This window comes from Bradyrhizobium sp. HKCCYLRH3061, assembly GCF_051168015.1.
GTDB lineage: Bacteria > Pseudomonadota > Alphaproteobacteria > Rhizobiales > Xanthobacteraceae > Bradyrhizobium.
The window spans coordinates 282,443-294,757 of sequence record NZ_JBNPUE010000002.1; the positions used below are offsets into that span (position 1 = coordinate 282,443).

12 protein-coding genes are annotated in these 12,315 nt (G+C 64.3%); 5 read left to right on the top strand and 7 right to left on the bottom strand.

The genetic code is table 11. The features are described from left to right. Positions 1–22: 22 nt before the first annotated feature. A complete protein-coding gene (locus ACQR2C_RS05205; protein WP_434874289.1) occupies positions 23–268 on the top strand; it encodes a hypothetical protein in 246 nt (81 codons plus the stop codon). A gap of 164 nt (positions 269–432) precedes the next feature. On the opposite strand, the gene ACQR2C_RS05210 is transcribed toward ACQR2C_RS05205, so the two are convergent. Beyond that, positions 433–1,659: a CaiB/BaiF CoA transferase family protein gene (locus ACQR2C_RS05210; protein ID WP_434880622.1), complete on the bottom strand. Its 1,227-nt coding sequence runs from the start codon at positions 1,657–1,659 to the stop codon at positions 433–435. Positions 1,660–2,029: 370 nt separating this feature from the next. Here ACQR2C_RS05210 and ACQR2C_RS05215 point away from each other — a divergent pair, with 370 nt between their 5' ends. Next, on the top strand, positions 2,030–2,605 hold the full coding sequence (locus ACQR2C_RS05215) for a hypothetical protein (protein WP_315800994.1): 576 nt from the start codon (positions 2,030–2,032) through the stop codon (positions 2,603–2,605). A gap of 138 nt (positions 2,606–2,743) precedes the next feature. On the opposite strand, the gene ACQR2C_RS05220 is transcribed toward ACQR2C_RS05215, so the two are convergent. Further along, the gene (locus ACQR2C_RS05220; RefSeq protein ID WP_316216028.1) at positions 2,744–3,484 is read right to left on the bottom strand and encodes an NUDIX hydrolase; all 741 of its coding nucleotides are present in this window, start codon (positions 3,482–3,484) and stop codon (positions 2,744–2,746) included. A gap of 107 nt (positions 3,485–3,591) precedes the next feature. On the opposite strand from ACQR2C_RS05220, the gene ACQR2C_RS05225 reads away from it, so the two are divergent. Beyond that, positions 3,592–4,629, top strand: a complete 1,038-nt coding sequence (locus ACQR2C_RS05225; protein WP_315800996.1) for an SPFH domain-containing protein — start codon at positions 3,592–3,594, stop codon at positions 4,627–4,629. Continuing rightward, entirely contained in the window at positions 4,616–5,545 is a 930-nt protein-coding gene (locus ACQR2C_RS05230) for a sugar kinase (RefSeq protein ID WP_315800997.1), read from the top strand. The genes ACQR2C_RS05225 and ACQR2C_RS05230 overlap by 14 nt, the downstream gene beginning before the upstream one ends. A gap of 85 nt (positions 5,546–5,630) precedes the next feature. On the opposite strand, the gene ACQR2C_RS05235 is transcribed toward ACQR2C_RS05230, so the two are convergent. The 5 genes from ACQR2C_RS05235 to ACQR2C_RS05255 all read right to left on the bottom strand — a co-directional run bounded on the left by ACQR2C_RS05235 (position 5,631) and on the right by ACQR2C_RS05255 (position 10,975). Beyond that, on the bottom strand, positions 5,631–7,586 hold the full coding sequence (locus ACQR2C_RS05235) for an alpha amylase C-terminal domain-containing protein (protein WP_434838451.1): 1,956 nt from the start codon (positions 7,584–7,586) through the stop codon (positions 5,631–5,633). 20 nt (positions 7,587–7,606) lie between these two features. Then, positions 7,607–7,978: a tRNA-binding protein gene (locus tag ACQR2C_RS05240; protein WP_315800998.1), complete on the bottom strand. Its 372-nt coding sequence runs from the start codon at positions 7,976–7,978 to the stop codon at positions 7,607–7,609. 509 nt (positions 7,979–8,487) lie between these two features. Further along, on the bottom strand, positions 8,488–9,480 hold the full coding sequence (locus tag ACQR2C_RS05245) for an AraC family transcriptional regulator (RefSeq protein ID WP_434874287.1): 993 nt from the start codon (positions 9,478–9,480) through the stop codon (positions 8,488–8,490). A gap of 155 nt (positions 9,481–9,635) precedes the next feature. Then, positions 9,636–10,610, bottom strand: a complete 975-nt coding sequence (locus ACQR2C_RS05250) for an AraC family transcriptional regulator (protein WP_434880623.1) — start codon at positions 10,608–10,610, stop codon at positions 9,636–9,638. A 188-nt stretch (positions 10,611–10,798) separates the two neighbouring features. Further along, on the bottom strand, positions 10,799–10,975 hold the full coding sequence (locus ACQR2C_RS05255) for a hypothetical protein (protein WP_434880624.1): 177 nt from the start codon (positions 10,973–10,975) through the stop codon (positions 10,799–10,801). Between the two features lie 371 nt (positions 10,976–11,346). On the opposite strand from ACQR2C_RS05255, the gene ACQR2C_RS05260 reads away from it, so the two are divergent. Then, complete coding sequence (locus ACQR2C_RS05260) at positions 11,347–11,754, top strand: hypothetical protein (RefSeq protein ID WP_315801002.1); 408 nt, start codon at positions 11,347–11,349, stop codon at positions 11,752–11,754. Positions 11,755–12,315 lie beyond the last annotated feature (561 nt).

The following is a 12,315-nucleotide window of genomic DNA, read 5'->3' on the forward strand; positions in this document are numbered from 1 at the left end:
CCATCCACCATGGAGTCCACTCGTGACGTACCGACCGCACCTGTTACTCGCCTTCGTCGCGTCCACGCTCGTGATGGTCACCGCCAGCGAGCCGGTGCTGGCCCGCGGCGCCGCCGCCAGCATCATGAACTCGCCGGGCTATCAACGCCGTCTGCAGGAATCGCGGCAGCAGCTCGGCGCGCCACCGCCCGCCCGGTACGGTGTAGAGCCACGCTATCATGCGCCACGGCACAAGGCGAAGCGGCACCGTCATCACAGCCACAATTAGGAGCAAACTCTCTCCGCGGGTCGTCCCGGCGAACGCCGGGACCCATACCGCATGATCCGTCTTGAGGCACGCGGAGAGATATCGAGAATCAGCACGCCGGCCGGTGGTTATGGGTCCCGGCGTTCGCCGGGACGACACCGGAGAATGACGCGACTAGCGGTGCCCTACACGACGCCCTGCTGCTTCAACGCCGCGATCTTGGCTTCGTCATAGCCCAGCCCCGACAGCACGTCCTGCGTATGCTCGCCGAGCAGCGGCGGCGCGCGATATTCGGTGATCGGGGTGCCGGAGAAGGTCAGCGCGTTGCGGATCAGGGACAGCTGCGGCTCGAACGGGTGCTCGACCTTCACCTCCATGCCGCGCGAGCGGACATGCCGATCGGCGAACACGTGCGCAAAATCGTTGACCGGCCCGCATGGCACGCCGGCCTTCTCCAGCTCCTCCAGCCAATGCGCCACCGAGTTCTTCAGGAACAGGCCGGCGAAGATCGCCATGATCTCCTTGCCGTTGACGACGCGGTCGTTGTTCCTGACGAATTTCGGATCGGTGGCGAGCTGGGGCGAGCCGAGCACGGCGCAGGTGCGCGCGAATTGCGCGTCGTTGCCGACCACCAGCATCAATTCGCCGTCGGTGCAGCGGAACACGCCGGCCGGCATGCCGCCATTGCCCCAGGTGCCGCGGCGCGGCGGCGACTTGCCGTTGACCAGGAAGATCTGGGCGTAGTGCGACAGCGACGCGATCACGGTGTCGAACAGGCAGACGTCGATGTGCTGGCCGCCGCCGCCATTGACGTCGCGGTGATACAGCGCCGAAAGGATGCCGATCGAGGTGTTCATGCCGGTCATGTAGTCGACGATCGAGGGACCGACCTTCATCGGCCCCGCCCCCGGTTCGCCGTCCATGTGGCCGGTCACGCTCATCAGCCCGCCCATGGCCTGGAAGATCGCATCATAGCCGGCGCGCGGTGAATACGGCCCGGTCTGGCCGAAGCCGGTCACCGAACAGTAGATCACGTCGGGATTGATCGCCTTGATGGCCTCGTAGTCGAGGCCGTAGCGCTTGAGATCGCCGACCTTGTAGTTCTCCATGAACACGTCGCAGTCCTTGGCGAGCGCGCGGATGATCTCCTGCCCCTCCGGCGAGGCGATGTTGACCGTGACGGACTTCTTGTTGCGGTTGGCGCAGATGTAGAAGGAATTGTTGTTGTTGGCCTTGCCGTCGGGGTCCCTGAGGTAGGGCGGACCGAACGCGCGCGCGTCGTCGCCGGTGCCGGGCCGCTCGATCTTGATCACCTCGGCGCCGAGATCGGCCAGCATCTGCGCCGACAGCGGTCCGGCCAGGACGCGGGTCAGATCGAGAATCTTGATGCCAGAAAGCGGCAGGGCCGACATGGAGTTCCTCCGGGAGTTTTTATTCCTTGGCGCGGACATGCCCTAGCGAGGGCCCCGCCCGTCACTCGCCGATACACCATTTCGCGACTCGGAGCACTGCGCTGGCGGCATGCCGCCTTGCCCGGCACAGGACGTCACCCCGAGCACCGCGCCCCGGGCGACCCAAATCCTGGGCGGTGGAAACTCGTCGCCGCTCCAAGACGGCCGCTCCGGCGCGGACATTGCCGGATTCGCGACGGCGGGCCACTTTCTTGCTTCATTTTGTGTGCGACCGGAGTCCAGACACATCCGGACACAGGGAACAAGGAGCCGTTAAGCGTTACAGCCACAGCTGGAGGCAGGTTTGATGTCTTACCCTCTGGAGCACGCCATGACGTCGATCTCTGCCTCCTCGATGAGCGGCTTTTCCCCGCTCGACCTGCTCAAGCAGGAGCTCACCAAGGAAGTCTCGGCCGGCAAGGTCAGCTCGACCGACCAGACCGCCTTGTCGTCGGCGCTCGACGACATCGATTCCGCGTTGAAGAGCGGCAGCAGCAGCTCGTCCTCGTCATCGACCTCCAGCACACCGCCCTCGCCCAAGGAGATGCAGTCGAAGATCGACGATCTCATCCAGAGCGAGGTCGACAGCGGCAAGCTGACGTCGGACCAGGCAAGCGAGCTGAAGAACGTGTTCGCCAACGCCTTCTCCGGCGGCCCGGGCGGCGCGGGTGGTGCCGGTGGCCCGCCACCCGGTCCGCCGCCGAGCGACGACAGCAGCAGCGACACCACCTCGAGCACCTCGTCCTCGTCGTCTTCATCGTCCTCGTCCCAGGTCGAGGAGCTCCTGAAGAAGCTGCTCGAGGCGCTGCAGAGCTCGAACAGCAGCACGACATCGTCCTACAGCGCCAGCGGCACCAGTTCGTCGAGCTCGACCAGCAAGTCGCTGGTGGTGGACTTCTCGGCGTGACCGAACGAAGACGCGCCGCGTAGTCCGCACGGCCTCGTGGCGCACCGTCTTCCCATCCTGGTCATTGCGAGGCAGCCGGGTTCTCCCAGCCATCGCGTGAGCCCCGCATGTCGCTACGCTCATGCGGGCTACGGGGCTTCACTCCGGCGCGTTGAATGTCCGCGCAAAATACACCGGCGCGGCCGCCGCCTTCAGGCGGTAGAGCTGGGCCGGCCGGTTCGGTCCCTTGCGCATCTTGGCGACCGGCTCGATCAGGTCGGCCGAGAGCATGCGGGTGCGGAAGGCGCTCTTCTCCAGCGGACGATCGAGCACGATCTCGTAGGTCCGCTGCAGCTCGGGCAAGGTGAACTCCTCCGGCATCAGATAGGCCGGCAGCGAGGTGTACTCGACCTTGTTGCGCAGCCGCCGCACGGCGGCCTGCAGGATCTCGGCATGATCGAAGGCGAGCTTCGGCTTCACGCTCATGCCCGCGAGCGGAAACCATTGCGCATCGGCCGCGAGCGCGGCCTCCGCTGCTGACGCCGGGATCAGCGCGAAATAGGCGTGCGTCGCCGACCAGCCGCGCGGGTCACGGTGCGCGCTGCCCCAGCTGCCGAGCTGCTCCAGATAGGGACTGAGGACGCCGGTCTTCTCGGCGAGCTTCCGCCCCGCGCAAGCTTCGAGATCATCGTCCTTGGCCACGTCGACGAAGCCGCCTGGTAATGCAAAGGCGTCCGGGAACGGCTCCCCCTCGCCGTGGCCGCGCCGCACCAGCAGCACGTGCAGCGCCTCCAGCCGGATCGTGAAGATGACGATGTCCACCGTGGTCAGCGGCCGCGGAAAATCCAGTCCGCCCGCTCTCGCGGCCGCTCCGCCGCCCTGCCCCTGCCGTGTTGCCATACCGCCCGCCCCCGAATTCGTCCCTTGACACTAGCATACTTAGTTGTACTGTCCAACTTACTAAGTTGGCGTGACACACTTATGCCATTCAACGTCAGGAGGCCGCCATGTTCGGCTTACGCTTCATCAAGGCCCAACCCACCACCTATCTCCTCAAGTACCGCGCCGGCAGCGTGGTCGAGGAAGGCGCCGGGCTCTCCACCTTCTATTATGGGCCCGCGACCTCGCTGGTCGCGATCCCGATCGGCAGCCGCGATGCCGCCTTCATCTTCCAGCAGATCGCCCGCGACTTTCAGACGCTGACGATCCAGGGCCAGGTGACCTACCGCATCGGCGAGCCGAGGAAGGCGGCCGCGATGCTGAACTTCACGCTCAAGCGCGACGGCAAGACCTACGAGTCCGATGACCCGGAGGAGCTGCCGCAGCGCGTGCTCGGCGCGGTCGAGGTGCTGGCGCAGCAGGCGGTCAAGGACATGACCCTGAAGGAAGCGCTGCGCGCCTCCGACCGCATCGCCGAGGCGATCGCGGCCGGATTGAAGCGCCGCGCCGACATCGATGCGCTGGGCCTGGACATCCTCGGCGTCGCCGTGCGCGCGGTGAAGCCGACGCCGGAGACCGCCAAGGCGCTGGAGGCCGAAGCGCGCGAGGCGATCCTGAAGACCGCTGACGAAGCCATCTTCGCGCGGCGCAATTTCGCCGTCGAGCGCGAGCGGGCGATCCGCGAGAGCGAGCTCGACACGGAGATCGCGGTCGAGCAGAAGAAGCGCTCTATCCGCGAGACGCAGATGGATGCCGAGGCCAGCGTCGCCGCAAAAAAGAACGAGCTGCGCGAGGCCGGCATGGTCGCCGATATCGGGCTCGAGGCCAAGCGCAAGGATTTCGTGTCGCTGAATGCGGCGAACACCCGCACTTTGGCGGATGCCGAAGCCTATCGCGTCGGCGCGCTGATGAAGATCTTCGAGGGCGTCGACACCCGCGTGATCCAGGCGCTGGCCGCGACCGGCATGCAGCCGGGCCAGTTGATCGCGCAGGCGTTCTCGGGCCTCGCCGAAAAGGCCGAGAAGATCGGGCAGCTCAACGTCTCGCCGGAGCTGCTGAACAGCCTGATGCAGAAGCCCGCGGAGGCGCCCCGTGTCCGGCAATGACCGCAAGGTGGTCTTGGTCGTCAGGAGAACGCGGCTCGAGGAGCTGATCGCAAGGTTCCTCACCGCGGACCAGGCCCGCTTCTATGTCGAGCATCTCGGCGCCGATTTCTCCGACTACGAGCGCGAGCACGCGGCCTATCAGGCCGCGCGCGCCACGGCGACGCAGACGCTGGAGCGCTGGGGCCGCTACCAGATCGTCGACCGCGGCTTCCTGCCGAACTTCATCTTCGGCCCCGCCGACATCGTCGCGGCGCTCGGCCCCGACGGGCTCGTCGCCAACACCATGAAATATCTCGACGGCCAGCCGCTGCTCGGACTGAACCCCGACGCTCAGCGCCATGACGGCGTGCTGCTGCCGTTCGCGCCGACCGATCTCGCGAGCCTGCTGCCCGAGGTCGCCGCCGACAAGCGCGCCGCCAAGGCCGTGACCATGGCGCGCGCGAGTCTCGCCGACGGCCAGGTGCTCCATGCGGTCAACGACCTCTTCATCGGCGCGCGTACCCACGTTTCCGCCCGCTATGAGATCGCAACGCGCGACGGTCGGGAACGGCAGTCGTCGAGCGGACTGATCGTCGCCACCGGGCTCGGCTCGACCGCCTGGTTCAAGAGCATCGTCACCGGCGCGCTGGCCATAGCCGGCCGTTACGGCGGCCACGGCGACGGCGACTACACCGCCCTGCCCTGGGACGCCCGGAGCTTGCGCTTCGCCGTGCGCGAGCCGTTTCCGAGCAGGACGTCGCAGACCTCCCTGGTCTGCGGCGGGCTGAACGGTGCCGAAACCTTGCGCCTGCGCTCGCTGATGCCCGAGAACGGCGTGATCTTCTCCGACGGCATCGAGGCGGACAATCTCGATTTCAATGCCGGAACGGAAGCAGTGATCGGGATCGCGGAGCGGCAGGGACGGCTGATCGTGTGAACCGATACCGAACGCCGCTGCAGTTCGCTGCTGGATGGTGGGCACGCCGCCGCCTTCGGCGGCCGCTTTGCCCACCCTACGATCCTCATTTCCTCGCGAACACGAGCACGCCGTTCGCCGGGATCGTCACATCAGCCGAGCTCGGCTGGCCGTGCAGCGGCGGGCCGCCGGCGGTGACGGAGCCATTGTTGCCGACGACGCCCGGGTTGACCCAGTTGTCGTAGACGTCGCTGTTGAACACCTCGAGCCAGGTGCCGCCTGCCGGAAAACCGATGGCGTAGTCGCGCCATGGCGTCTCGCTCAGGCTCACGATCACCATGACGTCGTCGCCCTGGCCATCCCAGCGGTGGAAGGCAAGCACGCGGTTGCCGTCATGGACGTGGACGATGGCGCAGCCCTCCGCGGTCAGCGCCGGATGGGTGCGGCGGATCGCGATCAGCTCTGACGTGAAGCGCATCGCATCCGCGGTGATCTTGTCCTCGCCGTCGAGCAGCGACCACTGGATCGTGGTGTCCAGGCTCGGCGTGTCGCTCCATGGTCTGTCCTCGAACAGCTCCTGGCCCATGAACAGCATCGGGATGCCCGGCGCGGTCAGCAACAGGCCGGTGGCGACGCGGCTGCGGCTGCGCGCATACCAGCAGCGACTGTCGACGGGATCAGCGAGGCGCGGAATGCGCGGCTCGCGGCCGGCATAGACGATGTCGTGGTTCTCGATCGAGTTGACCGCGCGCCAGCGCTTGTCGAGGCTGAGATCGGCGATCGCCGCGGCGATCGGCTGCATCGGGACGACAGCGCCCGCGCCGCCGGCCGCGCTCGCGATGGCGCCGCGCACCGACAACCGCAGGCCGTCGCTCCAGGTCGCGTCGAAGCCGGCGCCGCCCTGCGCGATGTCCCTCACCACCCACGGGTTGACCGGCCAGTATTCCGCGATCTGAATCGCGTCCGGCTTCTCCGCGCGCAGCGCCTCGGTGAGCTGCTGGCAGGTCGCCCAGCCGCCGAAGCGGTCCATCACGCTGACCTCGTCGAAGCGCAGGCCGTCGGCGTGATACTCGCGATACAGCATGATGGCGTTGTCGACGAGGTATTGCCGCACGTCGGCGTTCCAATAGGCAAACACCTGGCCGCCGGCCCAGCCCTGGTCGGTGAAATACAGGCTGCGGTTGGGATCGCCATAGGCCTGACGGTCGAAGAACCAGATGCTGCTCTCGTCGAACCCGCCGCCGGCGTGATTGTAGACGACGTCGAACAGCACGGCGATGCCATGGACATGGCAGACATCGATCAGCGCGCGCAGCTGGTCGTCGCAATGACGCACCGCGCCGATATCGGCGTAAGGCGCGGCGCCGGCAGCCGTCAGGATTTCGTTGGTCCGTGCGAAATAGGCGGCGAGATGCGCCTCTTCGTGCTCGCCATATTCGGTTTCCGGGCTGAACAGGTCGGTGCCGTTGTAGCCCATGCTGAACATGGTCGGGAATTCCTGCACCGGCAGCAGCTCGATGGCGTTGACGCCGAGCTTCGCCAGATGCGGCACGCGCTCGATGACGTCGAAGAAGCAGCCGTCGGGATTGCCCGCCTTCATGTCGAAGGTGCCGACATGGAGCTGATAGATCACGAGCTCGTTGTTGGGCGGCGGCGTGAAGTCGGTGTCGTGCCAGGGAAACGCGCCGGGATTGCGCAGCACCGAATGCGCCTGGGGAAACGGCGGATCGACGGTGAGCAGCCGCGCATGCGGATCGCGCTTGTAGCCGGACGAGCCCTCACCCTCGACGAAATACATGTAGGCGTCGCCGTCCTTGAGCGACGGCACGAAGATCGCCCAATGGCCGTTGCCGATCGGCGCGAGACGGCAGTTCGCATCCTGCGCCCAGTCGTTGAACGGGCCGGAGACGTAGACCGCCTTGGCATGCGGCGCGAACACGCGGAACGTGGCGCCGCCGGTCACCAGGGTGCCACCCATCGGAGCCTGGAGAAGATGCATTTGCCTGAGCGATATCCGTAGGCCTTCGGGAAACGGCGGCAGCGTAACAGGTTCGAGCAGCATATCCACGGCCGGCCCTCCGCTCAGAACAGCCGCGCGCCGTTCGGCACGGCCTTGTCGGGCTGGAACAGCACGACGTTGCCCTGCTCATCGGGAAAGCCGAGCGTCAGGACCTCGGACATGAACTTGCCGATCTGACGCGGCGGGAAGTTGACGACGCCGGCGACCTGGCGGCCGACCAGGGTGGCCGGATCATACAGCGCCGCGATCTGCGCGCTGGAGCGCTTCGTGCCGATACCGGGCCCGAAATCGATCGTCAGCTTCAGCGACGGCTTCTTCGCCTCCGGATAGGGCTCGGCCGCGACGATGGTGCCGACGCGGATGTCGACGGCCAGGAACTGGTCAAAGCCGATCCCTGCTGCCGCCGGTGCTGTCGGATCGTGGGAGAGATGCATGGCGGCCTCATCAAACGCGGGACCGCGCGGGAAGGCTTGCGATCCCGACGCGGTTTGGGCCGGAATCTTTAATGGCCATACGGGCTCCTGACAATGCACCCGCCCGGCGACGGCACGGCATATGGACGATTGGCTGCGTTGGTGTGGCGGGCCGGTCGCAGGCTGAGAAGCCTCCAATCTCTGGCGAGCAAGCGGGGTACCGGCTTTCTGCATCGCCGAGCGGAGGTCCGTGAATCGCCATGGCGTGCTGCTACCCGCCACATCGTCGCATGCGCGCGTTTCCCCGTCCTGCAGCATGCCCGCCGCCGAGCGCAATGACCCTGACACGTCACCTGTAATGTCGCAGTTCGTTCGCTTTTGCCTCCAGACGCAGCACGGAGGCTCAGCCTGCCCGCGAATAGCGGACATCGTCAGCACCCGTCGCCAGGCACAACCTGCCTGCCGCGCGTTGCTGCCTCACTGCTCTTGCGCTCTTGGGATGGTCCTGGCCGGCGCTTCTGACAGGCGAGCTAGGCGGCGCGCCGCCCGCGCGAAAGAGTTTCGGATGGGAGCTCACCGAACATGTCGCGATAGTCTCTTGCGAAGTGTCCGAGATTTCCGAAGCCGCAATTGAAGGCGACTGCAGAGACGGAGGTACGCTGATTGGGCCCCTCGAGCATCTGCTTTGCCTGTCGCAATCGCACCGTTTTCGCAAACGCCATCGGCGAATATCCGCGGCTCTTCTTGAACGCAGCATAGAGCGCGCGGACGCTGACGCCCGTCTGCGAAGCCAGCCCCTCGATCGTGATGGCGCGGTCCCAAGAGGCCTCGATATATTCCTCGGCCAGCCGAACGATCCGCGGCACGACGTCCTTTTCGGCTCTCTCCAACAGCTCGCTGAAATTGTGGCGGTGAGCCGACAGGAAGGAAACGATGAGAGCCTGCTCCAGTTCGACGAGGACCGCGCGTGGCAGCTCTGTCGCCGTCGCATCCAACTGATGAGCGAGGAACATCGCCAGATCGCGCAGGACCAGAGCGTTCGGCTGCAACGCCGCGGCAATCGGATCAAACTTGAGAACACCGGCCGGCTTTGCACCGAGCAGCGTCGTCAGTGTCTGCTCCAACGCCCTCGCGCTTATTCGAAGAATGAGCTGCTCATAACCTGGCTCGAACACAATCCTGTTGGCTTCGCCCGGCGCAACTATGCAGGACTGCCGCTCGGTTATCGCGACCGCCGTGCGATTTAGGACGGTCAAAGCGCTGCCTTTGAGGCCGATTTGCAGGCGCGCGAAGTCGCTCTCCGGGAACTTTACGACCGACCTTCCCCCACCATATGCACAGAAGCCAAGGCCGATATTCGCAAGCTGAAGGTAGTTTCCTACCCCCTGGAATTCATTTGCGTTGGTGACTGCGAAGCCAGTTGCCCCATAGACCGTACGCAACGCGTGCTCCATCGCCTCCGGATCGTCTGTACGAATGACGGGAGCGCGGCTCAGCAGGCTTACGGATCGGTCCAGGTTCATCCAAAGATAGTATCTCAGATTGACCGAACTCAAACCTGGGAAAAACCCGGTCAGCGGCGCGGTGTCGCAGCTCGATCTTCGTGAAAGCCGATATAGCTTTTGAGGCCGTCCCAGCGCTCTTGAGAATGGTGTGGCCGACGCGTCTGTCAGGCGAGCTAGGCGGCGCGCCGCGCGCGTGACAGAGTTTCGGATGGAAGCTCACCGAACACGTCGCGATAGTCTCTTGCGAAGTGTCCGAGATTTCCGAAACCGCAATTGAAGGCGACTGCAGAGACGGAGGTACGCTGATTTGGCCCCGAGAGCATCTGTTTTGCCCGACGCAATCGCACCGTCTTCGCAAACGCCATCGGCGAATATCCGCGGCTCTTCCTGAACGCAGCATAGAGCGCGCGGACGCTGACGCCTGTCTGCGAAGCCAGCTCCTCGATCGTGATGGCGCGGTCCCAAGAGGCCTCGATATATTCCTCGGCCAGTCGAACGATCCGCGGGGTGACATCTCTTTCGCCTCTCTTCAACAGCTCGCTGAAATTGTGGCGGTGAGCCGACAGGAAGGAAACGATGAGAGCCTGCTCCAGTTCGACGAGCACCGTGCGTGGCAGCTCTGTCGCCGCCGCATCCAACTGATTAGCGAGGAACATCGCCAGATCGCGCAAGACCAGAGCGTTCGGCTGAACCGCTGCGGCAATGGGATCAAACTTGAGAACACCGGCTGGCTTTGCACCGAGCAGCATCGTCAATGTCTGCTCCAACGCCCTCGCGCTTATTCGAAGAATGAGCTGCTCATAACCTGGCTCGAACACAATCTTGTTGGCTTCGCCCGGCGCAACTATGCAGGACTGCCGCTCGTTTATTGCGATCGCCGTGCGATTTAGAACGGTCAAAGCGCTGCCTTTGAGGCCGATTTGCAGGCGCGCGAAGTCGCTCTCCGGGAACTCGACGAGCGACCTTGCCCCGCTATATGCACAAAAGCCGAGACCGATGCTCCCGAGCTGAAGATAGTTGCCAACCCCCTGGAATTCATCTGCGTTGGTGACTGCGAATCCGGTTGCCCCGTAGACCGTCCGCAACGCGTGCTCCATCGCCTCCGGATCGTCTGTACGAATGACGGGAGCGCGGCTCAGCGGGCTCACGGATCGATCCAAGTCCATCGAAGGATCAGTCCTCGCTTATAAGGCTCGTGTTAAAATACTGGAGCGCAAGTCTTCCGGACTGATCCAAGTCAACATCGGAAAAGCTCCCGTCGGGCGGCCGGCGGCCGGGCGCAACAGTTCGATCACGTCCCCGATTTATCGCATGTTATTTTGAAGGCGGTAATTGGCTAATGATGCAGCAAATCCTGAGCGATGTTTGCAGAGTTTGGACTTGAGAATGACTTCAGAATCGCCGCGCGACGCGCTTCAATCTCGTTGAGAGGGGCAAGGCGGCCGTCTCTCCAGAATGCGGCGGCAAGCGAGGAGGCGAACGTGGCGGCAAAGGCCGAGCAGAACTCCACCATGAAGTCAAAGCTCGCTGCGCGCATCCTGGCAGCGGCAGCCAAGGGTGCACGTGACCCGAACAAGCTGAGAACCGCGGCACTTTTGGGAGACGATGATGTTCGGAACACTGACACACTTCCCATGGGACACAGTCCTCATGATTGGCTCTCAAGCTCAAGCCGGTCTCGCTCGCCACCTGCTCGACGGCTTTGAGGCGCAATGGGATCAGCAGAGCAAGACAAGCGCCACCCAACCGTCGACGCTGGGCGCTTGAGATACCCGATCTTGCGAAGCAGGTCACCGAGACGATGGACTTATGACTTCGTCACAACGCGAACCTGGCAACGTCCACACGCCTGTCGATATGAGTCGGTATGGAGTGAGTTCTGTCATGCTTATCAAGACGGTCACGTTGCATTCTATCACTTATCTTGTAGGCATTACCAGTTCAGTGGCAGTACACCATGCCATCCCCTCGCCGGGCACAGCGACCATCTTCCAATCTGGCACCACTGCAATACGTTATCAGCAGATCGCCAATCGCTCGACCAAAGGCGATAAGTTGCCGATCTGGCAAGCAACGCGTCAACTCAACAACAAAGCACCCGTACAGAGGCCAGCATACACCGTGCCAATTTCCAAATTCGGAAACGACTGTAAACCGCCAATTGATGTCCCTGGCCGCTGCTTTGCAGACGCCGGAGGGTACCGCAAGGTTGCGTCGTCCGCTCCCGCCCCAATTCGCGGCATACCGATTGCATCGAACCAAATCGGTCCTGCCGCGGCGGATCTGGTGTAGTCGTGGTGCAAAGATGACCAATATTCGAGGCGGCGACCTGTCCAATCCTGCAGTATTGAAATCGCTAAGTAGAATCCGCACAGCAAAGCTGCGCCTCGATCGGCCGACGTCGTGCCAGTCCCTAGAGGCCGACCTGTTGTCGCAGATCGCGCTTTGCGACGTTCTGTTGGACGAGATTCAATCGGTCGCTTGCAGCCTAAAGCTGGCGAGAGCCGTACCCGGTGAGCCGATGCCTGGTCGCAACCGGGCGCGGCTGCGATACCGTTCCTCAAAACATGATGGGCAGCGACGGCGCGCGGCGCAGCGATGTTGCGTGCCATCGAAGTTTCGTTCAGTCGCCACGTAGCGCGGATGGGCGCAGCGACATCCCGGTTCACCGACACGACACGTGAGGCCCCGCACGTCGGCTGGCGCCGACGTGTCCCACGGGCCGGCTGTCGCTCATGCGGGCTACGCGCCGCACCGAGATCCGCATGAGAAACGCACCGTCTCTCCTCCGTGATTGGCGCGGCGGTCGTGCATCAAGCTGTCATTGCACCTGCTTAGTGGGCACGCCGCCGC

Bases quoted from the DNA above. Each gene is read 5' to 3' on its own strand.
- ACQR2C_RS05255 (WP_434880624.1), bottom strand. From the start codon at position 10,975: ATGGTGGAGTTCTGCTCGGCCTTTGCCGCCACGTTCGCCTCCTCGCTT.
- ACQR2C_RS05215 (WP_315800994.1), top strand. From the start codon at position 2,030: ATGACGTCGATCTCTGCCTCCTCGATGAGCGGCTTTTCCCCGCTCGAC.
- ACQR2C_RS05210 (WP_434880622.1), bottom strand. From the start codon at position 1,659: ATGTCGGCCCTGCCGCTTTCTGGCATCAAGATTCTCGATCTGACCCGC.
- ACQR2C_RS05220 (WP_316216028.1), bottom strand. From the start codon at position 3,484: ATGGCAACACGGCAGGGGCAGGGCGGCGGAGCGGCCGCGAGAGCGGGC.
- ACQR2C_RS05235 (WP_434838451.1), bottom strand. From the start codon at position 7,586: ATGCTGCTCGAACCTGTTACGCTGCCGCCGTTTCCCGAAGGCCTACGG.
- ACQR2C_RS05260 (WP_315801002.1), top strand. From the start codon at position 11,347: ATGCTTATCAAGACGGTCACGTTGCATTCTATCACTTATCTTGTAGGC.
- ACQR2C_RS05240 (WP_315800998.1), bottom strand. From the start codon at position 7,978: ATGCATCTCTCCCACGATCCGACAGCACCGGCGGCAGCAGGGATCGGC.
- ACQR2C_RS05225 (WP_315800996.1), top strand. From the start codon at position 3,592: ATGTTCGGCTTACGCTTCATCAAGGCCCAACCCACCACCTATCTCCTC.
- ACQR2C_RS05245 (WP_434874287.1), bottom strand. From the start codon at position 9,480: ATGAACCTGGACCGATCCGTAAGCCTGCTGAGCCGCGCTCCCGTCATT.